Source organism: Tropicibacter sp. S64 (assembly GCF_049803835.1).
Taxonomy (GTDB): domain Bacteria; phylum Pseudomonadota; class Alphaproteobacteria; order Rhodobacterales; family Rhodobacteraceae; genus Pacificoceanicola.
The window spans coordinates 74445-97817 of record NZ_JBNAGK010000004.1 but is presented as its reverse complement, the minus strand read 5'-3'; the positions used below and the strand labels follow the sequence as shown (position 1 = coordinate 97817).

The 23373-nt window shown below is 66.3% G+C and carries 18 protein-coding genes; all 18 read left to right on the top strand.

The window, feature by feature from the left end; genetic code table 11:
- The 18 genes from ACP159_RS07940 to murD all read left to right on the top strand — a co-directional run bounded on the left by ACP159_RS07940 (position 1) and on the right by murD (position 23268).
- Positions 1-2391 carry a phage tail length tape measure family protein gene (locus ACP159_RS07940; RefSeq protein WP_425099132.1) on the top strand — a complete coding sequence of 797 codons (2391 nt, stop codon included), beginning with the start codon at positions 1-3 and terminating at the stop codon, positions 2389-2391.
- Complete coding sequence (locus tag ACP159_RS07935; RefSeq protein WP_425099131.1) at positions 2388-2807, top strand: hypothetical protein; 420 nt, start codon at positions 2388-2390, stop codon at positions 2805-2807. Before ACP159_RS07940 ends, ACP159_RS07935 begins: the two co-directional genes overlap by 4 nt.
- Complete coding sequence (locus tag ACP159_RS07930; protein ID WP_425099130.1) at positions 2804-3328, top strand: hypothetical protein; 525 nt, start codon at positions 2804-2806, stop codon at positions 3326-3328. The genes ACP159_RS07935 and ACP159_RS07930 overlap by 4 nt, the downstream gene beginning before the upstream one ends.
- Positions 3325-3726 (top strand): NlpC/P60 family protein, encoded by a 402-nt coding sequence (locus ACP159_RS07925; protein ID WP_425099129.1) that lies wholly within the window; start codon positions 3325-3327, stop codon positions 3724-3726. Before ACP159_RS07930 ends, ACP159_RS07925 begins: the two co-directional genes overlap by 4 nt.
- Complete coding sequence (gene gpJ / locus ACP159_RS07920) at positions 3723-7013, top strand: TipJ family phage tail tip protein (RefSeq protein WP_425099128.1); 3291 nt, start codon at positions 3723-3725, stop codon at positions 7011-7013. Before ACP159_RS07925 ends, gpJ begins: the two co-directional genes overlap by 4 nt.
- Positions 7014-7022: 9 nt before the next feature.
- Positions 7023-10301, top strand: coding sequence for a phage head spike fiber domain-containing protein (locus ACP159_RS07915; RefSeq protein WP_425099127.1), 3279 nt, complete (start codon positions 7023-7025; stop codon positions 10299-10301).
- A complete protein-coding gene (locus ACP159_RS07910; RefSeq protein WP_425099126.1) occupies positions 10301-11056 on the top strand; it encodes a hypothetical protein in 756 nt (251 codons plus the stop codon). The genes ACP159_RS07915 and ACP159_RS07910 overlap by 1 nt, the downstream gene beginning before the upstream one ends.
- Positions 11057-11365: a hypothetical protein gene (locus ACP159_RS07905; RefSeq protein ID WP_425099125.1), complete on the top strand. Its 309-nt coding sequence runs from the start codon at positions 11057-11059 to the stop codon at positions 11363-11365. It begins immediately after the preceding gene.
- An 89-nt stretch (positions 11366-11454) separates the two neighbouring features.
- Positions 11455-12279 carry a DUF5131 family protein gene (locus ACP159_RS07900; RefSeq protein ID WP_425099124.1) on the top strand — a complete coding sequence of 275 codons (825 nt, stop codon included), beginning with the start codon at positions 11455-11457 and terminating at the stop codon, positions 12277-12279.
- Positions 12280-12295: 16 nt separating this feature from the next.
- Complete coding sequence (locus ACP159_RS07895) at positions 12296-13192, top strand: three-Cys-motif partner protein TcmP (RefSeq protein WP_425099123.1); 897 nt, start codon at positions 12296-12298, stop codon at positions 13190-13192.
- Between the two features lie 735 nt (positions 13193-13927).
- Entirely contained in the window at positions 13928-14440 is a 513-nt protein-coding gene (mraZ, locus tag ACP159_RS07890) for a division/cell wall cluster transcriptional repressor MraZ (protein ID WP_425099122.1), read from the top strand.
- Complete coding sequence (rsmH, locus tag ACP159_RS07885) at positions 14440-15417, top strand: 16S rRNA (cytosine(1402)-N(4))-methyltransferase RsmH (RefSeq protein WP_425099121.1); 978 nt, start codon at positions 14440-14442, stop codon at positions 15415-15417. The genes mraZ and rsmH overlap by 1 nt, the downstream gene beginning before the upstream one ends.
- A gap of 3 nt (positions 15418-15420) precedes the next feature.
- Positions 15421-15765, top strand: a complete 345-nt coding sequence (gene ftsL, locus ACP159_RS07880; protein WP_425099120.1) for a cell division protein FtsL — start codon at positions 15421-15423, stop codon at positions 15763-15765.
- The gene (locus tag ACP159_RS07875) at positions 15762-17567 is read left to right on the top strand and encodes a peptidoglycan D,D-transpeptidase FtsI family protein (protein WP_425099119.1); all 1806 of its coding nucleotides are present in this window, start codon (positions 15762-15764) and stop codon (positions 17565-17567) included. The genes ftsL and ACP159_RS07875 overlap by 4 nt, the downstream gene beginning before the upstream one ends.
- A gap of 70 nt (positions 17568-17637) precedes the next feature.
- Positions 17638-19152 (top strand): UDP-N-acetylmuramoyl-L-alanyl-D-glutamate--2,6-diaminopimelate ligase, encoded by a 1515-nt coding sequence (locus tag ACP159_RS07870; RefSeq protein WP_425099118.1) that lies wholly within the window; start codon positions 17638-17640, stop codon positions 19150-19152.
- A complete protein-coding gene (locus ACP159_RS07865) occupies positions 19149-20585 on the top strand; it encodes a UDP-N-acetylmuramoyl-tripeptide--D-alanyl-D-alanine ligase (protein WP_425099117.1) in 1437 nt (478 codons plus the stop codon). Before ACP159_RS07870 ends, ACP159_RS07865 begins: the two co-directional genes overlap by 4 nt.
- A gap of 11 nt (positions 20586-20596) precedes the next feature.
- On the top strand, positions 20597-21679 hold the full coding sequence (gene mraY, locus ACP159_RS07860; protein WP_425099116.1) for a phospho-N-acetylmuramoyl-pentapeptide-transferase: 1083 nt from the start codon (positions 20597-20599) through the stop codon (positions 21677-21679).
- 191 nt (positions 21680-21870) lie between these two features.
- Positions 21871-23268 carry a UDP-N-acetylmuramoyl-L-alanine--D-glutamate ligase gene (gene murD / locus ACP159_RS07855; RefSeq protein WP_425099115.1) on the top strand — a complete coding sequence of 466 codons (1398 nt, stop codon included), beginning with the start codon at positions 21871-21873 and terminating at the stop codon, positions 23266-23268.
- The last annotated feature ends 105 nt before the right edge of the window (positions 23269-23373 follow it).

The following is a 23373-nucleotide window of genomic DNA, read 5'->3' as shown; positions in this document are numbered from 1 at the left end:
ATGACCTTGCGGTTTCACGCGGAGCTCACGGCGGATGGCAAACAGGCCAAGGCCGAGGTGCGCGCGACAACCGAGGAGCTGCAGCGTCTCGACAAGGGGCTGAAGGACGTCAGGACCGACAGCCAGGGCACCGGCGCGGCACTCGACAAACTGACGACTGTGACGGACGGGGTCGGGCGCGAAGCGGACCAGGCGACCGAAGAGTTCGAGCAGCTTGGGCGGGAGCTCAAGGGCGTCAGCGTCAACGTGAACCTCGCAATCGACGGGTTCGAGAAGCTGAAGGCGCGGTCGGACAGCGTCGGTGCCGGGATCCGCAGAACGGGTGTCGATGCCCGCGCTGCCCGCAACGAGTATACCCTCGCGGCTGGCTCAGTCGGAAACCTGACATCGCAGTTCAACGACATTGGCGTCATGCTGGCGGCGGGTCAGAACCCGCTGCAGCTCGCCCTGCAGCAAGGTACGCAGATCACTCAGGTCTTTGGACCCATGGGTGCGCAAGCGGCGCTGAAGGCGACCGGCGCGGCAATTCTCAGCATGCTCAGCCCGATCAACCTGATCACGATCGGGTCCATCGCGGCGGGCGCGGCCTTGTTCAACTGGCTGACCAAGGCGGACGAGGCGACGGACAAGCTCAACGAGGGTCTGGATCGCGCCAGGGAGAAAGTCGACGACGCCAAGCTGAAGCTGCGCGTGAGGGAAGAGGGGGCGCTCGACCCGGAACACCTTGCACGGCTGGACGCTGAACAGGAGGCGCTGCGGAACCTTCAGATCGAGGAAGCCCGCCTTGCCAAGGCGAGGGGTTCGCAAATCCCCGCCATGGAGGAGCGCGTCGCCAGAGCCAAAGAGGAACTGGAGCGGCAGCGGGAACTCGTCGCGGAATACGAGAAGACCATCCCAGCTGCCGAGCGCCTCTCCCAGATCGACAAGGATCGCGCGACAGCAGGCGACATGCTGGAAAGCCTGCGCAACGAGATCGAGTTGCGCCGGATCGCCATAGTGCATGGCGAAGACGGCGTCGAGATGACGAAGGCGCGGGCCGATCAGGAGCGCGTCGCCTTCGAAGAGATGCTCGCGACGCTGGACGTGTCGGCCGAGCTTAAGGACGAGTTGCGCGCCGCCTTCGAAGAGGCGCAGTTGCTGGCATCCGTCGATGTGCAAAGCGGCCTCTGGGGCGCAGCTTCGGCGGCTTCCCAGCTTGCCGCGAACCTGTCCCGCGCAGCGGCTGAAAAGGCGGCGCTCGGGAGTATTTCCGGTTCGGTTGCCAGCGCGTCCCGCGCACGGATCATGCTTGACACGGTGGGCAACCCGGTTGGCAGGGCCGGGGCGCTCGCCGCTGATGACTTCCAGCGCGGGCTCGACGACGGCGGTTACGGCATGATTGCGTCCGGCCAGGTCGGCAAGCTCATGCAGATGGAAAGCAACGTCCGTCAGGCTGCCGAAGAGGCTGCCGCGCTGGAAGAGCAGGCGAAGGCTGCGGATCGTGAATACGCCAAGCTGCAGCGGACCCTCGCAGGCGGTGGGAAAGGCGGCAAGGGCGGCAAGGCCAAGAGCAAGACCCGGGAGGAACGGGACGAGGTCGAGGCGCTGATCAAACGGTACCAGGAGCAGCTCGACCTTCTGGAGGAGAACGATCCGGTCCAGAAAGAGATGATCCGCAACCGCGAGGCACTGAGGGACGCGACAGCGGCGGAGCGGGCGCAGGTCGAAGGACTGATCACCTCGATCGAGGCCGAGAAGCTGGCAAAGGAGCAAGCGGCCGAGGCTGGAGATTTCCTGCGCAGCAACGGCATGGACCTCATTCCGGCTCTGGTCCGGGGTGGCGATGACGCTGCCAGCGCCTGGGAGCGGTTCGCGCGGGCTCTGGAGGACGCGGCCTGGCAGGCGCTTCTTCTGGGTGAGGGGCCGCTCATGGCTCTGCTTGGGGGCGGCGGGGGTGGCTGGGCCACGGGCGGCGGGGTCTTCGGTTGGCTCGGTGGGCTGTTCGGTTTCGCGGACGGCGGCATGCACTACGGGCGCGGCGGCACCCGCGATGACAAGGAACTCGTGCGTGTCAGCCCCGGCGAGTTCCACGTCAACGCCGATGCCACCTCGAAGCACCGCGCGCTCCTCGAAGCCATCAACGCGGGGGCACCGCTGCCGGGCTTTGCGAATGGCGGCTATCACGGGACAGGCGGCTTCGCGACCGGCGTCACGATCAACCAGCAGTTCGTCGACAGGACCGGGCGCGGCGTCGATGTGACCACCCGCGAGACCGAGGGGCCCGACGGCTCGCGGCTCCTGATCCATGAGCTGGCGGATCGCGTCGGAGAGGTCCTCACGAAGCCGGGCAGCACCGCGCAACGTGCCCTGAAATCAGGCTACGGCCTCAGACCGACAAGGCCCCTGCGATGATCGAGACCTGGCCGACAACCTTGCCACGCCCATTCCGGGACACCTACACCGCCCAGGCGGCGGACGCGCTGCGCCTGCGCCAGTCCGACAACGGCCCGCCCCGGCTGGCCCGGCGGATGACCTCGATCTACGAGACGGTGGCGCTGAAGGTAGCGCTGGATCGCTATCAACGGCAGGTCTTCGACACGTTCTTCAAGGTAACCTTGAAGCATGGGTCCTTGCCCTTCTACATGCCGGATTTCACGAACGACGGCTGGCAGCTCCTGGACGAGAGCGGCACGCCGCTGGTCGATGAAAACGACGATCCGCTGCTCGACAGCGCGACGTGGCTCTGCCAGTTCGGCAATGGCACGCCGGTGGAGACCCTGCAGGGGCAGACCTTCTTCAAGCAGTTCACGCTCACGGTGCTGCCATGAGCCGGGTGTCCCTGAATGCCCGCAGGCAGCAGGAGGCGGAGCACACCGATGAGGTCGAGGTGGTGCTGATGCAGTTCGAGCATGCCTCGCTCGCTGCCCCGATCCGTGTCTCGACCGACCCGACCGAACGGATCTCGGCGGAGCCGCTGCTCTACGGCACCCGCAGCCGCTGGCTGGACGCCGATCCCGCGACGGAGCCGTTCCTCGCGCTCTCCGCCTACATCGAACTGCCGGGCGACCAGGAGCAGGCCCCGGCCGGTGCCAGGATCACGCTGGAAGTCACGAACGCCGAGCTGGTGACCGCGCTGCGCGGGATCACGACGCGGGCCATCGCCCACCTGTGCGTCGTGCTGGCCTCGGCCCCGGACGAGGTCGAGCTGGAGTTCCGCGACCTGCGCCTGATCGACGTGTCCTATGACGCCGGGTCCGTCTCGCTGGTCATCACCCGCAACCCGATCGAAGACGAGGGCGTGCCCTGCGACCGGATTACGAAAGAGCGCTTTCCGGGGCTGTTCCGATGACCGACTGGACCAAATACGTCGGGATCCCGCAGCGGGACCATGGCCGGGACCGCAGCGGCGTCGATTGCTGGGGCCTGTTCCGGCTGGTCTATGCCGAGGAGCTGGGCATCGTCCTGCCGGGGTACGACGGCGACTATGCCTGTGCCCAGGAGGGGCAGGAGAACGCGGCGGTGATTGCGGGCGGTCTGGTTACCGGGCCGTGGCGGCGGGTCCTGACGGCCGAGACGTTCGATCTGGTGGTCTTCTTGCGCGGGCGCCATGCCTGCCACGTCGCCTGTGCCGTCGATGCCAACCATATCCTGCACACCATCGGCAGCGACAGCTCGGTGATCGACCGTCTGGACAGCCGCTGGAAGGCGCGCCTTGCTGGCATCTACCGCCACGAGGCCCGGACATGAGCGTGCGCGTCGTCAGTGCCCCGGCGCCGGTCCCGGAGATCGCCCGCCGCTGCTTCGACCTCGATGTCAGCCTGACCCTGGCCGAGATCATCGAGAAGGCCATGCCCGGCGCGTCCGAGGACGTGCTCGGGCATCTGCGGGTGACCCTCGTGAGGGGCGATCAATCGGCAGTCATCCCGCGGGCCATGTGGGGCCGCGTCCGGCCGCACAGTGGGACCGTGGTCATCCTGCGCGTTACAGCCGGGTGGACGGCAATCATCCAGGCCGCAGGCGCCCTGACCAATGCGCTGGTCGGTCTGGGAGCCTCGGTCGCCGTGACCAACGCCGTGTTCTACGGCTCGGTCATCGCGATCTCTTCGCTTGGCGTCGCCGCGCTCAATGCCCTGATCCCGCAGCCCAAGAAGCCTTCGGAGCTGAAGGACCCGGAGGAAACCTGGTCTCTCGCGGGCTGGCAGAACCAGGCGACGCCCGGCGAGCCGGTGCCGCTGCCCATGGGCAAGATCCGCGTGGCCCCGGTTTTCGCGGCGCAGCCTTATTCCGAGATCGTCGGCGACGAACAATATGTCCGGGCGCTGTTCCTCTTCGGCTATGGCCGTCTGAAGATCAGCGACCTGCGGATCGGCGAGACCTCGATCGACGACTTCGACGGCGTGACGGTGGAATTGCGCGAAGGGCAGGACAGCGACCAGCCGGTGACCATCACCCGAGAGCAGGTGCTCGAAGAGCAGGTCGGGGTGGAGCTGATCCGGCCCGAGCCGCGCGATGCGTCCGGACAGGTGATCAGCGGGCCGAACGTCGAGACGCCGGTGGTCCGCCGCACGGCCAGCAATGCCACGAAGGCGAGCGTGATCCTCAGCTTCCCGGGCGGTCTGTTCAAGATGGACGCCAACGACGGCAGCGTGAACTACACCGAGCAGGAAGTGCGCATCCGCCAGCGCCTCGTCGGCGGCTCCTGGTCGGGCGTGACGACACTCTACTACCGCGAACGCAAACGCAGCGCATTCTTCCGCCAGTACAGCTGGGACCTGCCATCGCGCGGCACCTGGGAGATCGAAGTCACCCGGATGATCGATGACGACGACGATCCGCAGCGGTCCCGGGTTGTCCAGTTCTACGCGCTGCAGTCGATCCGCCCCGAGTACCCGATCAACATGGACAAGCCGCTTGCCCTGGCGGCGGTGCGGATCAAGTCGAGCTACCAGCTCAACGGCACGCTCGATCGCCTCAACGCCCTGGTCGAGCGATACGCTGACGACTGGGATGGCAGCAGCTGGTCGGAAGACCTGCCGCGCAACCCGGCCGCGCTCTACGCCTATGCGCTGATGGGGGACCACAACGCCTTCCCGGTGACCTCGGTCGAGATCGATTGGGAGGCGCTTCAGGACTGGCATGCCTTCTGCGAAGACAAGGGGCTGCATTACGACCGAAACCACACCGGCCAGCAGAGCCTCCTCGAAATGATCTCGGACATCGCCGCCGCGGGCCGCGCGTCTCCCCGCCATGACGGCGTCAAGTGGGGTGTGATCATCGACCGGCCGCGCGAGCATCCTGTGGGCCTGATCTCGCCGCGCAACAGCCGCGAGTTCAGCGGCTCGCGGTCCTTCTTCGACCCGCCGCACGGGGTCCGTGTCCGGTTCTTCGACGAGACCAGCGACTACGAGCAGACCGAGCGCGTCATTCCCTGGCTGGGCCACAGCGGGCCGATCGACCTCACCGAAGAGATGTCCATGCCGGGCAAGACCGATCCGGACGAGATCGAGATCGAGGTGGTGCGGCGGATGCACGAGGCGGACCTGCGCCGCGACCGCTGGACCGTCATCATGGACGGGGCCGCCCGGGCCTTGATCCGGGGTGACCGCGCACTGCTCTCGCACTTCGCGCTGAGCGACGTCCAGGTCGCGGCCTATGTGCGGGCGGTGGACGGCGACGATGTCACGCTCGACGAGGAAGTCGAGATCGAGGACGGCGTCTCCTACGGCCTGACCTGGCAGGTCTACGACGACGAGGATCCCGTCGGCACGGCGGTGGTCGCGGCGGTCAATGCCGCGACAGTCTCCGGTCGGGTGCTGACCCTCGACGGCGTGGTGCGTCCCGCCGTCGGCACCCATGTCGCCTTTGGTCCCTTCGACGAGGAGACCGAGGACGTGATCGTCCTCGACGTCGAACCGGCTGCCGACTTCTCCGCGCGCCTGACCCTGACCAATGCCGCGCCGGAGATCGACACGCTGACCGATGCGCATGTTCCGAGCACCTGGGATCCGATCATCGGCAGCGTGGCGGTCTACGACTTCCCGGCACCGCAGCCGCCGCTCTTCGATGCGATCTCGTCCAGCCGGACCAGCAGCGGTGCGGTCAAGTTCACCGTCTCGGTTATCCCGGCGCCGAACGACACGGTGCCGATCGAGAGCATCCGGCTCGAACACCGGGAGAGCGGGGGCAGTTCCTGGGCGGTGCGGACGGTCTCCGCCTTCGGCTCGGCCGAGGACCTGTCGGGCTACGGTGACGGCACTGTGGTCGAGCTGCGCGCGGCGTCTGTCTCGATCGACGGCGACCTCAGCGCCTACACCGCCACTGTGACCCACGAGGTCGGGTCCGGCAACGTGCCGCTGGCCACCGCCCTCGATGTCCAGCAGATCAGCATCACCGGGCGCCTCGGCCGTGCGGAGATCGCCGTGGCTGTCTCCGACGCGAACACCGCCAAGGTGCAGGTCTACCGGGTGCCGGACGGCGACACGCTCGATGTGGACGTGCACGCCGTGGGCAGCCCGTTGACAGTCGCCAATGGCCAGACCACGACGATCATCGACGGCGATGCAACGCGCATCAACCTGCTGTCGAACGGCACCTTCGACAGCGGCTCCGACTGGACGGCGGGCGGCGGGTGGAGCATCGCCGGAGGCGAGGCCGCGCACACGGCCGGGTCTTCGAGCACCTTGACCCAGGGCATCGCTCTGGCCTCGGAGAAGGCTTACCGCGGCGTCCTGCTGGTCTCCGGCGTCACGGCGGGCACCGTCACGCCGAGCTTCACCGGGGGCGCGACGGTCTACGGGGACGCGATCACGGCGGACGGCCTTGCGCTGTTCGAGATCACGGCTGCCACGGGGGGCAACACGGCTCTGGAGTTCCTCGCAAGCGCGACCTTCGACGGCGCGCTCGACAACGTCCAGCTCTACTACGTCACGCCCGCCTCGGCTCCGCAGGGCGTCTTCCAATATTACCTCGCGGCCCTGAACAGCGACGACATCGCGGCGGCCGTGTCGGGGCCGATCGAGACCACCATTTATTGAGGCACATGCATGGCAGGCAACCAGACCATCCTGAAATCCACCACCGCGCTTTGCGATTACGTCCTGGTCCACCGCGACCGGGCGCTGATGCAGCAGGCGATCTCGGACCTTGCCCAGCAGCTCGTCAACACCGGGCCGGTGGCGCAGGCCATCGGCCGGGTCGAGGGACTGGTGACGGCGGGCAACCTCTCGGCGGAGACCTGGGCGCAGCTGCAGACCTTCACGCCCGCCGATGACGGCGCGGGCGGCGAAGTGCTGGACAGCGACACCGGCACGCACCTTGCGGCCAGCGCCACGGGCTATGACGGCGCCAGCGTGGCCAATGCGGGAAGGTACCGCTGGAACGCGACCTGGTCCCGCTGGGTGCGCATCGGGGGTACCGGGATCGCCGGGCGGCTCTCGGCCTCCGCGAACCTTTCGGATGTGGCCAATCCGGTCACCGCGCTGGCCAATATCGGCGGCGTTTCCCAGGGGGATTTCAACGACGGCCGCTATGCCGCGACGATCATCGCACGCGGCCAGCTCGCGGCCATGACGGCAGGGTACGAGGATCCCGCGCAGCTGGCTTCCATGGCCGTTGAAGGCGGCTTTATCGACCCTCTGAACGGTGACTTCCTGATCGGCGGCGAGACCGCCACGGCGCTGGACCGGCTGCCGACGGCGAGTGTGTCGCGGGCTTCTGTGGCTTATGCGCTCAACGCGGCCGGGGTCTACGAGGCCTTTGCCGTGGACGAGCTGCGCTGGACCGATCGCGGTTACCTGATCGAAGGGGCGGCGACGCAGCTCCTTGCACAGCCCACAAACTTCACGCATGCGGCATGGTCAAAGACTGGCTGCACCATTTCCGCTGCGGCGGGCGAAGCCCCGGACGGCGTCGGCACCGCCTATGACGTCGTCGAGAGCGCGACCGGCTCGGGGATCTCGGGCATCTATCTCAACATCGCACTGCCTGCGAGCGTCGATGCCTGTTCGTCTTTTGTCGTCGAGCGAGGTGCCAACCGCTACGTCATGCTCCGCATGCATGTGGCTTCCTCGACCACGGCCATCGTTCTCGATTTCGACACCGGCACCGTCGTCACCGCAGGCAGTGCCGTCCCGCCCAAGTACCTGGGCGTCGAAGCGCTGGCTGGCGGGCGGTTCCGGTTCTACCTAACGCGCCAGCCCACCACGTCGACGACCTGGGAGATCGGGCTCTACGGCTGCAACAACACGACACTGGCGTCGCGCACATACACCCGCACCTCCGGCAACGTGCTGGCCCGGGTCAGCTGGGCGCAGGTCGAGGCGGCGGCCGCGCCGTCGAGCCCGATCCTGACCGGCTCCGCCACCCGGCCTGCCGACGCCTTCTCGATCGACTATCCCGGCACCGGCGCGGATGGGGATGCCGTGCGCGTGACCTACGAGGGCGGCTCATCCAGCTTCACCCGCGCCGACTTCAACACCGCTGACGTCGCCGATCTTGCCGCCGATGGCGGCACGCCCTGGCTCGGCAAGTACATCAGCCAGATCCTGCTCGTCCCCGCCCTGGGCGCCGCCGGGGCCGCGACCGCGACACCCTATCCCGGTGCGATCGAACCCATACGCCATGCCCTCTCGCGCGCCATGGCGGCCAGCGGTCTCGGGCCGGTACGCAGCGCCATTCCCGCGACGGTTCCGGCCATCACGGACAACGGCTGTGCGCCGTACCTCTACTCGGACGGCAGCACCTTCTTCTTCAACGGGGCACATTACGCGGCCGAGGCGGCAATGCTGTCCGCTGCCGGCGGGTCTCTGGTCAGCGGTGTCCGGACCTTCGGCCGCCACGTCAGCGACGTCGATCTGCTTGGCGGGCTGACCTTCAACAGCGACACAGGTGGCTTCGAACCGGTTGGCGCCGACCCTCTCCTGGTCGCGACAGGCGGCGAGTTGCGGTTCACGTCAACCAACACCCCGGACGTCTTCGCTCGGCTGATCCAGGGCTTCGGAGCCCGGGCGTTCCTCTACTCCGGGACGGCGAGAGTGGGCACGGCCGGAAACGTCCAGGCAGCGACCTCCCGCTATGACGAGAACATGGGCACCGGCACCTTCAGCGCCGCGATCACATCGACCTCGGACGTGGCCTTCGAGATCGTCACGACGACGGGCCTCGGCAACCAGTTCTGGATCGGCGGCAAGCAGGTCGGCGGCACGCCGGGGACCAGCTTCTTCGATGACCTGAAGCTCTTCGAGGTCTGGCCCGCGCCGGGCTTCCCGAACGGGAACATGACGATCACGCTCTCGGGCACGCTGGCGGGCAGCCTGCCGGGCAGCACGGAGGTACTCTGGCAGGGCGACACCGGCGATGACCGGGACCTGGTCCGCCTGGAGCTCCTCTCGGATGGCTCGATCGTCCTGCGCCGGTTTTTCTACAAGGGCACCGGCGCACAGAACCTCGTCACGCTCGACAGCGGCGTCGATCTGGTCGGTGGCGCGACCTTCCGCATTGCCGTCTCGCTCTCGCGCTCGCGCCTCGTCCTGGCGGTCAACGGCACCGTCTCGGAGGTCGATCTCGGCGGGATCCCGGGCTTTGCGTATTTCCGGGTTGGCAGCTCCTTCGACGGGCTGGATTTCGGGGGCACGATCGACGCCTATGCGGTCTATGCCGGGGCGGAGGAGCCTACGTGGTGCCGCCGTTGGTCGCTGCCGGTCGCAAGCCTGCCCGCGCCGTTGATCGCGGCAACAGGCAACAAGCTCGTCCTTACGGGGGACAGCTATGCCGAGGCGGGCGACGATGGCATCGGCCCGATGCTGGAGGACCTCGGCTACGACGTGATCAACATCGCGGTGGGCGGCAGCTCAACAGCGCAACAGCTCGCGACCTATCTTGCTCGCACTGACCTGCATCATCTGCCGTCGATGTGGTGGGATGGTTCGCCCAACGGCTTCGTCAACCAGGCGACGGCGCAGTCGGAGATCGACGACTGGGTCGGGGCCATGGCAACGGCCGGGCATGGCGCTTTCCTCTATGTGCGCTCGGGCCAGATATTCACCGCCAGCGGAAGCGACTACAGCGAGATGTCTACGCTCTATGCCTATGTCTGGAACACCTACGGACAGGATCGTGTCTTCGACGCCCAGCCCACCGTGGCGGCACGGGCGATCATCGATCCCGCCGCGACAGGCTACGCCGATGACCAGACCGACCTGAGCGCCGGTCGCTATCCGCGCAGCCAGATGAAGGTCGACAACATCCACCTCGAATTCGCCCCGCGTCGCGACGTCGTCCGTGCCGCGGCCTCCAGTATCGACCGCATGCTGAGGCTTATCTGATGCCGATCACCTACATCGGCGAAGTCGCGGCGGCGGGGGCCGGATCGTCCGCGGATGTCTCCGGCCTCGGGTTGCAGGAGGGCGACGTGCTGCTTTGCGCTTGGTTCTGCGCCTCGAACGCCGATCGCGGTCTGACGATCAGCACTGGTATGGACGAAAAGGCGGAGCACCTGATCTCGGACGGTCTCGTCGATACCTCCGGCGCAGTCGGCTATCTGACGGTCGGGGCGACCGCGCCGGGCACCATCGAGTTCGGAGGCAACATTGTCACCGGCAGCTCGACGGCGTTCCTGGTCCGGGCCTATCGCAATGTCGCGGCGGTCAGCTTCGATACAGCGACGGCGGGCGGAAATAACCCGATCCGCCCGGCGCCGGTGACCGTCGCGGAGGACGGTTCGCTGGTGGTCATCATGGCTGGACTGACCCACCAAACCGGCATTGGTACCCTGAGCAATACCGACATGGTCCGCGAAACTCAGAGGGCGCAGAACAGCACCTATGACCTTGTCGGATACCTCGGTGAGGTCACACGGGACGCGGGGGCGTTTCAGCCTGCAGATTTCGTCGCAGAGATCATCAATCCGAAGACGTGGATCCTCTGCACGGTCGAACTCTCACCGCAACCTGACGAACCGGCACCGGAGCCCGTGGCCACATCCGGCCTCGTCGGCGCGGCCGGGCCACGCAGGGTTTCGGGGGAGGCTGGCCGCCACAACATCGCCGGTTCGGCCGGTCCAATCGTTCTGGAGGAATAGATGACCACACGAGCAGACATCACCTACAAACCCGGTTCCGCTCTGGAGATCGAGGCGACACTGACCTGGGATGGCAGCCCGGTCACCAGCGGTACCGTGATGCTGTATGTTTCTTCCCGGCCGGGGCTTTCGGCCGAGATCAGCGCGGCGCTCACCCACGGCTCCGGCGGCGTCTGGTCTGCGACCGTTCCGGCAGCGACCATGGAAGCGCTGGAACGCGGGATGGGGTGGTACGAGATCTGGGATACGGACAGCGACCGGGCCTTCCTGGAAGGCGAGGTGGCGGTGGGGCTGTCGCTCCGGCCATGACCCGCCGGTATTGACGATAGGCAGAATTTCTCCTTTGCCCATATCGGCAGGTGTGCGAGTCTCTTTCGCAAAATAATCAGGAGGCGGTGATGGGTGAGAATACGAAAATCGAGTGGGCGACGCATACCTTCAACCCGTGGTGGGGATGCACGAAGGTGTCCGAAGCTTGCAAGCATTGCTATGCGGAAGCCTGGGCCAAGCGGGTGGGGCAAGACGTCTGGGGACCCAAACCGGCCCGCCGCACGATGAGCGAGCAACACTGGGCTCAACCCGTCACATGGAACCGAAAAGCCGCCGGGCTGGCGGAGCGGCCGCGGGTTTTCTGTGCCTCTATGGCAGACGTCTTTGAAGATCGGGACGAACTGCTCCCGCACCGGGCGCGTCTATTCGATCTGATCGAGGCGACGCCGAACTTGGACTGGCTTCTCCTCACGAAGCGCCCGCAGAACGTTGCCGGTCTGGCCCGTTGGGGGCAGGAATGGCCCGAGAACGTATGGCTGGGGACGACGGTCGAGTTGCAGGCCCGGGCAGAGGAGCTCCTGCCGTATCTCGAAGCCGTCCCGGCCAAGGTTCGGTTCATCTCGGCCGAGCCGCTGCTCGGGCCGCTGTCCATTGAACGGTGGCTTCAAGGCACCATCAACTGGGTGATTACTGGCGGTGAAAGCGGACCCAAAGCCCGCCCGGCGAGCCCGGAGTGGTTTAGGTCGCTACACTTGCAGTGCATGCAAAACAGCGTAGCATTCCACTTCAAGCAGTGGGGCGACTGGGCGCCGGGTGACGGGATCAACCTTCCCGCCCGCAAGGTCCAGTCTGCTCCGGATGGAACTGTGATGGTGCGCGTCGGAAAGAAGGCCGCAGGCCGGGTGCTCGACGGGGCGGAGTGGGACGAACTCCCGATGGGGGTCGCGATCTAACATGTGAGGTGCGAGTGTGAGCAGTCATTCAAAGAGGGAAGTTGGTCCCTGGGCTCGTCAGAAGCTCGACGCACTGCAAGCATACATCGAAGCCTACATGTTGGTTATGAAGAACAAGACAAGGTTCGAATTGACCTATATCGACGGGTTTGCCGGAGCCGGAACAGTGAAGGTTCGAGGTTCTGGGGATGACGGACAAGATATTTTGACCGGTCTGGACCCGTCCGACCTTTTGGCACAGGAAGAGTTCATAGCTGGATCACCCAGAAGAGCACTGGAGCTTCAGCCAGGGTTCAAACGACACTTCTTCTTCGATCTCGATCCTGTTCGAGCCGAACTGCTCGAAAGCCTGAGTGAAGAATACCCGGAAAAGAAACTCGTCGTGCGTTGCGGCGATGCGAACCACTACATTCAGATGCTGGCCCCGAAACTGGAACCTTGGAACCAGAAGGCAGTGGCATTCCTTGACCCATACGGAGCCCACCTGCACTGGCGAACCGTGGAAGCCTTAGGGCGGACGGGGAATGTCGACGTTATCATCAACCTGCCAATTGCCATGGCTATCAACAGGCTGCTTCAGAAAGATGGTACCGTGAGCGACAAGGCCAAACAGCAGCTAGACGATTGCTTTGGCTGCAACGATTGGTACGACCTTGTATACCATCAACCGGAAGACCTGTTCGGGTCTCAGCTGGGGAAAAGGGAGCAAGCTGAACGGTTGCTCTTGGAACTTTATACCGATCGTTTGAAGTCAGTGTTTAAGGCGGTGTCCAAACCAAGCCTCATCCGAAACACGCGCAAGGGACCGCTCTATTATTTGATCTGGGCAGGTCATCCGACGGGCCTCGGCATTGCGAACCACATCCTCACCCTCGGCGAGAAGATCAGCCTGCCGCGAACTCGCCGCCGCTGAAAATCGCGTTGCTGTAAAGAAACGCGTAAATCACTGCAAAAAATCGCGTCACGCTACAAAGTGGGGCTTGGATGCAACGGAGGGGCAGTCATGGGAAACCATGGGAGGCGGTATGGGAAATCATGGGCCAAGTATGGCCCCGGCTGCTCCCGAGGGGTGATTCCGAATCGCGAGGCCGTGAGTCGAGTGTGATTATGGTGTGAATCCCTGAGATTCTGGGTTGAGTACGGTTCCAAAACCACACGCAACGCCGATGGGTGTGAAAAAAGTTGGGATTTTGTGGGACGGGGTTTGCCCCGGTTTGCTCACGAACCGGTTACCATATGTGGTGAGAACATTTCGGAACAAATACCACATAAGCTGAAATCTGCCGATCCATGCCCGCAACATGTAGTTATCCACAGCCCCTGTGGACAAGATGATGTGCCGTTTTCCCGCAGAAAACTGTTGATTACCATGAATTCCCATGGCATCCCTATGTCACACGATGAGGAGCGGTAAGGGGCACAAAAGACCCCGCACCAAGTTCCAAAGATAAAAACAAGAGCAGGTATCATACAGGCACCGCTTTTCATCGTGACAAAGGATCCGGCGCGCGGGCGAGCAGACATCCCCCCAGGTGGCGCGCGCAGTCGGAGATACCCGCATCGCGGGTCAGCGGCGGGTTGATCAGTGGCAGCAGATCAACCCGCCGCATTTCGTTTTCGGGGGCGGTACAGAGGGGCTGACGGGACAGTGAGCCGCAGGCTGAGGTTCAGAGGCGAGTTCACCAACAAGGTGGACGGCAAGGGCAGGGTGAGCATCCCGGCCCCGTTTCGCCGTGTGCTTCAGGCCGGTGACCCGGACTGGTCCGAGGGTCTGAACCCCAACTTCGTCATCGTCTACGGCGATCCCAAGAAACCCTATCTCGAATGCTTCACCATCCAGGAGATGGAAGCGGTCGAAGACCGCATCGCCGCCCTGCCGCGTGGTTCGAAGAAGCGCAAGCTCCTGGAATACATCTATTCGACCCAGTCCGTGACCACCTCCGTGGACGAGACCGGGCGCATCGTGCTTTCCGCCGCCCTGCGCAAGAAGGCCGGGATCGACGGGGAGGCCTATTTCGCCTCCAACCTCGACACCTTCCAGATCTGGCAGCCCGAGGCCTTCGAGGCCGAGAAGCGGGCCGATGCGGAGGCGGTGCTGGACGATCTTCCGGAAGACTTCGACATCGCCCAGCTGCTCGACGAGGAAGACGAGGTGCTGTGATGAGCGTTCAGGGCGCGCCGCATATCCCCGTCCTGCTGCGCCCGCTCCTCGATGCGGTGGCGCCCGTGCATGGCACGTGGATCGACGGCACCATGGGCGCCGGGGGCTATACGCGCGGTTTGCTGGATGCGGGGGCGGAGCATGTGCTCGCCATCGACCGCGATCCGCTGGCGCATGAGATGGCCTTCGACTGGATCGGGCCGTATTCGGACCGCATCACGCTGTTCGAGGGCAATTTCTCCGGCATGGACCGCTGCGCGGAAGCCGTGGACGGTGTCGTTCTGGACCTTGGCGTCTCCTCGATGCAACTCGACCGGGCCGAGCGCGGCTTTTCCTTCATGAAGGACGGGCCGCTCGACATGCGCATGGCGCAATCGGGGCCGTCCGCCGCCGATCTGGTCAACACGCTGCCGGAGGAGGAGATCGCCGACATCCTCTATCACTACGGCGAGGAGCGGCAGTCGCGCAAACTCGCGGGCCGGATCGTGCGGGCGCGGGCGGAAAAGCCGTTCGAGACGACGCTGGAACTGGCTTCGCTGATCGAAAACACCATCGGCCGCACGAAGCCGGGGCAGGCGCATGCCGCCACGCGCAGCTTTCAGGCGCTGCGGATCGCGGTCAACGAGGAATATCAGGCGCTCTGGCAGGGGCTTCTCGCCGCCGAGCGGGTGCTGCGCCCCGGCGGGCTGCTGGCGGTGGTGACCTTCCATTCCGTCGAGGACCGCATGGTCAAACGCTTCTTCCAGCTGCACGGCGAGGCGAAGCGGCATGTGAACCGTTATTCGGACGAGACGCCGGAGGCGACCGCCCCCTTCGACATCGTCACGCGCAAGGCCGTTGGCCCCGATGCGGACGAGCTCAGGGCCAACCCCCGTGCCCGCTCCGCCAAGCTGCGGGTGGGGCGGCGGACCACCGTGCCGGCCATGGAGCTGAGCGCTGAGGACATTGCAACCCCCGATCACCAAAGGAGAAATTGACCCATGCGCAGCCTGCTGTTTCTTCTGACCGCGCTGGCGGTGATCGGATCGGGCTTCTGGGCCTACCGCGAGAACTATGCCACGCAGGCGGAACTGGACCGCGTGCAGGGTCTGCGTCAGGAGATCGGCGCCGCCCGCGAGCGGCTGGCCATCCTGCGCGCCGAATGGGCCTATCTCAACCGCCCCGACCGGCTGCGGGACCTTGCCGACCTGAATTTCGAGCGTCTCGGCCTGCTGCCGCTGCGCCCCGACCAGTTCGGGCGCGTCGACCAGGTGGCCTTCCCTATGCCTGACAAGATCGACATCAGCCAGCCCATCGACGTCACCAGCGCGGGAGCCGCAGAATGATCCGCACACCGCTCCGCCCGCTCGCCCGCATCCTCGACGCCCGCCAGAGGGGCGAGAATCCGGACGCCATCGAACGCGAGAACCTGCGCATCCGCCACGAGCAGATGCGCGACAAGAGCCGGGTGCGCGCCGAGGGGCGGCTTCTGGTGCTGGGGCTGACTTTCTTCTGTGCGTTTTCGGTGATCGGCGCCCGCATGGGCACGCTGGCGGCGACCGAGCCGAGCGAGCCGCGCGCCCATGCCTCCGGCAACTCCATCATTGCCAGCCGTGCGGATATCGTCGACCGCCATGGCCGGGTGCTGGCCACGAACATGTCGACGCACAGCCTCTATGCCCACCCGCACCAGATGGTGGACCCGGCGCGGGCAGCGGAGGAGCTGCTCAAGATATTTCCGGACCTGAACCGCGAGCGGCTGATCCGGGATTTCACCGGAGGCAAGCGCAAGTTCCTGTGGGTGAAAAAGAAAATCAGCCCCGAGCAGATGCAGCAGGTGCATGACATCGGCGAGCCGGGGCTGCTCTTCGGCCCGCGTGAGATGCGCCTCTACCCCAATGGCGCGCTCATGGCGCATGTGCTGGGTGGGGCCAGCTTCGGCCGCGAGGGAGTGCATGCCGCCGAGGTGATCGGCACGGCAGGCATCGAGCGGTATCTCGATGAGACGCTGCGCGATCCGGCCCGAGAGGGCGCTCCGCTGGAGTTGTCGCTCGACCTGACGATCCAGTCGGTGACCGAGGAAGTGCTCGACATCGGCATGAAGCTGATGAACGCCAAGGGCGCGGCCTCCGTGCTGCTGGACGTCCACACCGGCGAGGTCATCGCGCTGGCCTCGCTGCCGGATTTCGATCCCAACAAGCGCCCGCGTGCGCTGCTCGAAGGCAGCCCGTCGGACAGCCCGCTGTTCAACCGCGCGGTGCAGGGGGTCTACGAGCTGGGCTCGACCTTCAAGATCTTCGCCGCCGCGCAGGCGATGGACCTCGGGCTGGTGAACCCGAACACGGTGATCGACACCAATGCGGTGCTGAAGGTCGGCGGTCACAAGATCGGCGAGTTCGAGGGCCACCGTTATGGCAACATCTCGGTCGAGCAGATCATCGTCAAGAGTTCCAACCGCGGCACCGGGCGCATGGCGCTGGCCATCGGACCGGCTCGGCAGCAGGAATTCCTCAAGGCGCTTGGCCTGTTCGATCCGACCGGGCTGGAAATCGTCGAGGCAGCGGGGGGCAAGCCGCTGATCCCGGCGCGCTGGACCGACCTTTCCGCCGTGACCATTTCCTACGGACACGGGATTTCCACCTCGCCGCTGCATCTGGCCGCCGCCTATGCCACCATCGCCAATGGCGGCACGAAGGTGACGCCGACGCTGCTCAAGCAGACCGGCCCGCGGCCCGGCCCCCGGGTGCTCTCGGAGCAGACCTCTGCCAACGCCCGGTCCATGCTGCGCAAGGTGGTGACCGAGGGCACCGCCTCCTTCGGCGAGGTTCCGGGCTACTTCGTCGGCGGCAAGACCGGCACGGCGGACAAGCCCAAGGAAAAGGGCGGCGGGTATTACAAGGACAAGACCATCACCACCTTTGCCAGCATGTTCCCGGCCCATGATCCGCGCTACGTGCTGGTGGTGACGCTGGACGAGCCGGTGGAGACCTCCGGGACCAAGCCGCGCCGCACCGCGGGTTGGACCGCCGTTCCGGTGGCCGCGCAGATGATCGAGCGCATCGCGCCGCTGCTGGGCCTGCGTCCGGACGTGTCGCGGCTGCAGGTCGAGCGGGTGATGCAGACCTCGGCCCCGGCGATCGACGACTAGGGGCGCACCACATGCCGACACCTGGGCGCGTCCTGCCGGAACCATATGGCAACCCGGTCCGGGATGCCGTATGGAGCAGCGCAACGTGAGCAAGGGGGCGCATATGGGTGTGGCAGCCAAGAGTCTGGCGGAACTGGGTCTGACGGCCCGGGGTGGGCGCGAAGCGCGGATCACCGGTCTTGCCGTGGACAGCCGCGAGGTGCGGCCCGGCACGCTGTTCGCCGCCATGCCGGGCACCAGGGTACACGGCGCGACCTTCATCGAGACCGCCCTGAAGGCCGGGGCCGTGGCCATCCTGACCGATCGCAAGGGCGCGGAGATCGCCGAAGAGGTCCTCGCGGCGTCGGAGGCTGCGGTGATCGTCGCCGCCGATCCGCGGCAGGCTCTGGCTTTCACTGCCGCGCTCTGGTTCGGCGGGCAGCCAGAGGTGATGGTCGCCGTCACCGGCACCAACGGCAAGACTTCGGTCAGCACCTTTACCCGGATGATCTGGCAGGCGCTGGGCATTCCGGCGGTCAACCTCGGCACCACCGGGGTGGAAGGCGACTGGCATGCGCCGCTCAAGCACACCACGCCCGAGCCGATCACGCTGCACCGCATGCTGGCAGGGGCGCATGAGGCGGGGATCGAATATGCCGCGATGGAGGCCTCCTCGCACGGGCTGGAGCAGCGCCGCCTTGACGGGGTGACCCTACGCGCCGCCGGTTTCACCAACTTCACGCAGGATCACCTCGACTACCACGCCAGTTTCGAAGCCTATTTCGACGCCAAGGCCGGGCTCTTCGCCCGCGTCCTGCCGGAAGACGGCACGGCGGTCATCAACATCGACGACCCGCGCGGCGTCGACATGCTGGCCATCGCCCGGGCGCGGGGGCAGGAGGTCATCACCGTGGGCCGCCATGCCGCGGACCTGTGCCTCGAAGGCCAACGGTTCGACGCGACAGGGCAGGAAATCCGCCTGTCCTTCAACGGTCTGGTGCGGCAGGAGCGGCTCAACCTGATCGGCGGCTTCCAGGCGGAGAACGTGCTTCTGGCCTGCGGTTTGGCGATTGCCTGCGGGGCGGACCCTTCCGATGTCTTCGACACGTTGCCGGGGCTCGGCACCGTGCGGGGCCGGATGCAACTGGCCGCGACGCGGGACAACGGCGCGGCGGTCTTCGTCGACTATGCCCACACGCCGGACGCGGTGGAGACCGCCATTCAGGCGCTGCGCCCGCATGTCATGGGCAAGCTCGTTGCCATCGTCGGCGCGGGCGGCGACCGGGATACCTCCAAACGTCCCCTGATGGGGCAGGCGGCGGCGGAGCATGCCGATCTGGTGATCGTGACGGACGACAACCCTCGCAGCGAGGACCCCGCCCTGATCCGTGCGGCGGTCAAGGCTGGCGCCCCGGAGGCGCTGGAAGTCGGTGACCGGGCGGAGGCGATCCTGCGCGGCGTCGATGCACTCGGACCAGGCGATGCGCTGCTTGTGCTCGGCAAGGGGCACGAGAGCGGGCAGACCGTGGGCGACACGGTCTATCCCTTCGATGACGTCGAACAGGCAAGCCTCGCCGTGGCGGCGCTGGACGGGAGGATTTCGTGATGCTCTGGACGTCTGACGAGGCGGTGGCTGCCACGGGCGGCCGGGCGCTGGCGCCCTTCACCGTCAATGGCGTGTCCATCGACACCCGCACGATTGCGCCGGGCGATCTGTTCGTTGCGCTGAAAGCCGCTCGCGACGGCCATGACTTCGTGAAGCAGGCGCTGGAAAAGGGCGCGGGCGCCGCGCTGGTCAGCCGCATTCCGGAGGGTGTGGCCGAGGATGCGCCGCTGCTGCTGGTGGACGATGTGCAGGCGGCTCTGGAAGACCTCGGCAAGGCTGGCCGCGCCCGGTTCGAGGGCCGCCTCGTTGCCGTGACCGGCTCCGTCGGCAAGACCTCGACCAAGGAGATGCTGCGCACCGTCCTTGGCGCGATGGGCACGGTCCACGCCGCCGAGAAGAGCTACAACAACCATTGGGGCGTGCCGTTGACCCTCGCCCGGATGCCGAAGGACGCGGATTTCGCCGTCATCGAGATCGGCATGAACCATCCCGGCGAGATTTCCCCGCTGGCCCGCTTCGCCCGTCCGCATGTGGCGATGATCACCATCGTCGCCCCTGCGCATCTGGAGGCGTTCGAAAGCCTTGAAGGGATCGCCCGCGAGAAGGCGGCGATCTTCGACGGTCTGGAGCCGGGCGGCACCGCCGTGCTGAACGGCGACCTCGTCGTCAGCCCGATCCTGCGCGCGGCGGCCGAGGCAAAGGCCGCGCAGGTCCTCGTATTCGGCGAAAAGGCGGAGAACGCCTACCGCGTCACCGATGTCACGCTGCATGACAGCGTCACGGTCGCACACGGCGAGGTCGGCGGGCAGTCCGTGCTGTACAAGGTCATGGTGCCGGGACGGCACTTTGCCCTCAATGCCATGGGCGTACTCGCCGTGACCGACGCGCTGGACCTCGACCGCGCCGAAGCGGTGATGGCGCTGGCACAATGGCACCCCGGCGCCGGGCGCGGTTTGCGCGAGACGGTGGTCTTCGACATCGCCCGCCCCGAGCTCTCGCTCGAACTGATCGACGACGCCTACAACGCCAACCCGGCTTCGCTGGGCGCCGCGCTGGAGGTGCTGGCCGCGGCGCAGCCGGTGAACGGTGTCGGGCGTGTAGGCCGTGGACGGCGGATCGCCATCCTTGGCGACATGAAGGAACTCGGGCAGGGCGAGGCGGCGCTGCACGCCGCCATCGCGGACCTTCCCGCCATGGCCAACATCGCCCGCGTGCACTGCATCGGCCCGCTGATGCGCCACCTCTGGGAGGCGCTGCCGGACGACAAGAGGGGCCGATGGGAGCCGGATTCGGCCGCCATGGTCGAGGGCCTCGCGCACAAGCTGGACGCGGGCGACGTGGTGCTGGTCAAGGGCTCGCTCTCCATGGGGCTGGCCCGTGTGGTTGACGCAATCCGCAAAATGGGCCAAGCCCCCGCGGATCAGGACGGATAAGGACGACGGCAATGCTGTATTGGCTGACGGAATTGAGCGACGGAGGGGATTTCTTCAACCTTTTCCGCTACATCACCTTCCGCGCGGGCGGTGCCTTTCTCACGGCGCTGGTGTTCGGCTTCCTCTTCGGCCTGCCGCTGATCAACGTGCTGCGCAAGCGGCAGGGCAAGGGCCAACCGATCCGCACCGACGGGCCGGAGGGCCATTTCGTCAAGGCCGGCACGCCGACCATGGGCGGCCTGCTCATCATCGGGGCGCTGACCACTTCCACGCTGCTCTGGGCGCGGCTCGACAACCCGTTTGTCTGGATGGTGCTGTTCGTCACCGTGGCCTATGCCGCCATCGGCTTTGCCGACGATTACGCCAAGGTGAAGAAACAGAACACCGCCGGGGTCTCGGGGCGGGTGCGCCTGCTGCTCGGCTTCCTGATCGCGGGCCTCGCGGGCTTCTGGGCGGCCCATTACCATCCCGCCGAGCTGACCAATCAGCTGGCCATGCCGATCTTCAAGGACACTCTCATCAATCTCGGCTATCTCTTCGTGCCGTTTGCGGTGATCGTGATCGTCGGCGCGGCGAATGCGGTGAACCTGACGGATGGCCTCGACGGACTCGCCATCATGCCGGTGATGATCGCGACCTCGACGCTGGGCGTGATCGCCTACGCGGTGGGGCGGGTCGACTTCACCGAGTATCTCGACGTGCACTACGTGCCCGGCACCGGGGAAATCCTCGTCTTTGCGGCGGGGGTCGTCGGCGGCGGCCTCGGCTTCCTGTGGTACAACGCGCCGCCCGCCGCCGTCTTCATGGGGGACACCGGATCGCTGGCCCTCGGCGGGGCTTTGGGTGCCATCGCCGTGGCGACGAAACACGAGCTGGTGCTGGCCATCGTCGGCGGGCTTTTCGTGGTCGAAGCGCTCTCGGTCATCATCCAGGTGCTCTACTTCAAGCGCACCGGCAAGCGGGTCTTTCTGATGGCGCCGATCCACCACCACTACGAGAAGAAGGGTTGGGCCGAGCCGCAGATCGTGATCCGTTTCTGGATCATCTCGCTGATCCTCGCCATCGTCGGCCTCGCCACGCTGAAGGTGCGCTGAGACTGACCACACGGAGCGCCTGCGGCGCGCTTTGCTCTCGTCCTTTCGCCTTCGGCGACGTCCTCGGGTGGGCGCCCGGTGCGGGTCGTTCGGGTCCAGGCGAGCGGGAGTGCTTGTGGCGGGCAAGGCGATGGGTATTTTGACCAAGAAGAAACAGGGGGCGCGTGCCCCCGTCACCCGTGGGGGATGCAATGATTCCTGTTGTCGGTTTCGAAGGGCACCGCGTGGCGGTCCTGGGCCTCGGGCGCTCCGGCCTGTCGGCGGCGCGGGCGCTCAGGGAGGGCGGCGCGGAGGTCCTCGTCTGGGACGACAACCCGGCGGCGCGGGAGGCCGCGGAGGCGGAGGGCTTCGCCGCGTGTGAATTCAAGCGGGTCGAGGCGTTCGAGGGCGTCGCCTCCCTGATCGTCTCCCCGGGCATTCCGCATCTCTACCCGACCCCCAATCCGGTGATTGCGCTGGCGATGGAAGCCGGGGTGCCGGTGGACAACGACATCGGCCTGTTCTTTCGATCCATGGGGCAGGGCTGGGAAGTCTTCGACCGTACGCCGAAGATCGTCGCCGTGACCGGCTCCAATGGCAAATCCACCACATCGGCGCTGATCCACCACCTGCTGCACGCGGCGGGGCGGGACTCGCAGCTGGCCGGCAACATCGGGCGCGGCGTTCTCGACATCGACCCGCTGGAGGACGGTAGCGTGGTGGTGCTGGAACTCTCCAGCTATCAGACCGACCTGGCACGGGCGCTGACCCCGGACGTCGCGGTCTTCACCAATCTCAGCCCCGACCATCTCGACCGCCACGCAGGGCTCGGAGGGTATTTCGCCGCCAAGCGCCGACTGTTTGCCGAAGGCGGCCCAGACCGCGCGGTGATCGGTGTCGACGAGGTGGAAGGGCGCTACCTGGCGAACCAGATGGCGGAAGGACCGGGCGATGACCGGGTAATCCGCATCTCCGCCGCCGCGAAACTCACCGGCCCGGGTTGGCAGGTCTTCGCCCGCAAGGGGTTCCTGACCGAATGGCGCAAGGGACGTCAGGTCGCCTCCATCGACCTGCGCGAGATCGGCGGCCTGCCGGGCGCGCACAACCACCAGAACGCCTGCGCCGCCTACGCCGCCTGCCGCGCGCTCGGGCTTGGCCCGCGCGAGATCGAGGCAGGGCTGCACAGCTTCAAGGGCCTGCCGCACCGCAGCCAGACCATCGCCGAAGCCAAAGGCGTGCGCTATGTCAACGACAGCAAGGCGACCAATGTGGACAGCGCGCTGAAGGCGCTGCAAGCGTTCCGGAACATCCGCTGGATCTGTGGCGGGCTGATGAAGGAGGGCGGCCTTGCCGGCCTCGCGCCGGGCCTGCCGAACGTGACGAAAGCCTATGTCATCGGCCGCGAGGCGCAGACCTTCGCCCTCGGTCTGCCGGGCGTGGAGGCGGAGATCTGCACCACAATGGACCGCGCCGTCGCCGCGGCCATGGCCGAAGCCCAGCCCGGGGACATTGTCCTGCTTGCCCCCGCTGCGGCCAGCTTCGATCAATACGACAACTTCGAGAAGCGTGGGGACGACTTCGCGGAGCATGTGCGCAGCAAGCTGGCGTAGGGTGCGCTCCGGTCTTCTTTGGTCTTCAAATACCTGGGGGCTCCGGGGGCAAAGCCCCCGAACCAAAATTTTGTCCCGGCAAAATTTTCTTCCACTTCACATCGC

What these genes read in the sequence shown, in the direction of transcription:
- ACP159_RS07940 (WP_425099132.1), top strand. Translation starts at nt 1, where the DNA reads ATGACCTTGCGGTTTCACGCGGAGCTCACGGCGGATGGCAAACAGGCC.
- ACP159_RS07935 (WP_425099131.1), top strand. Translation starts at nt 2,388, where the DNA reads ATGATCGAGACCTGGCCGACAACCTTGCCACGCCCATTCCGGGACACC.
- ACP159_RS07930 (WP_425099130.1), top strand. Translation starts at nt 2,804, where the DNA reads ATGAGCCGGGTGTCCCTGAATGCCCGCAGGCAGCAGGAGGCGGAGCAC.
- ACP159_RS07925 (WP_425099129.1), top strand. Translation starts at nt 3,325, where the DNA reads ATGACCGACTGGACCAAATACGTCGGGATCCCGCAGCGGGACCATGGC.
- gpJ (WP_425099128.1), top strand. Translation starts at nt 3,723, where the DNA reads ATGAGCGTGCGCGTCGTCAGTGCCCCGGCGCCGGTCCCGGAGATCGCC.
- ACP159_RS07915 (WP_425099127.1), top strand. Translation starts at nt 7,023, where the DNA reads ATGGCAGGCAACCAGACCATCCTGAAATCCACCACCGCGCTTTGCGAT.
- ACP159_RS07910 (WP_425099126.1), top strand. Translation starts at nt 10,301, where the DNA reads ATGCCGATCACCTACATCGGCGAAGTCGCGGCGGCGGGGGCCGGATCG.
- ACP159_RS07905 (WP_425099125.1), top strand. Translation starts at nt 11,057, where the DNA reads ATGACCACACGAGCAGACATCACCTACAAACCCGGTTCCGCTCTGGAG.
- ACP159_RS07900 (WP_425099124.1), top strand. Translation starts at nt 11,455, where the DNA reads ATGGGTGAGAATACGAAAATCGAGTGGGCGACGCATACCTTCAACCCG.
- rsmH (WP_425099121.1), top strand. Translation starts at nt 14,440, where the DNA reads ATGAGCGTTCAGGGCGCGCCGCATATCCCCGTCCTGCTGCGCCCGCTC.
- ftsL (WP_425099120.1), top strand. Translation starts at nt 15,421, where the DNA reads ATGCGCAGCCTGCTGTTTCTTCTGACCGCGCTGGCGGTGATCGGATCG.
- ACP159_RS07875 (WP_425099119.1), top strand. Translation starts at nt 15,762, where the DNA reads ATGATCCGCACACCGCTCCGCCCGCTCGCCCGCATCCTCGACGCCCGC.
- ACP159_RS07870 (WP_425099118.1), top strand. Translation starts at nt 17,638, where the DNA reads ATGGAGCAGCGCAACGTGAGCAAGGGGGCGCATATGGGTGTGGCAGCC.
- mraY (WP_425099116.1), top strand. Translation starts at nt 20,597, where the DNA reads ATGCTGTATTGGCTGACGGAATTGAGCGACGGAGGGGATTTCTTCAAC.
- murD (WP_425099115.1), top strand. Translation starts at nt 21,871, where the DNA reads ATGATTCCTGTTGTCGGTTTCGAAGGGCACCGCGTGGCGGTCCTGGGC.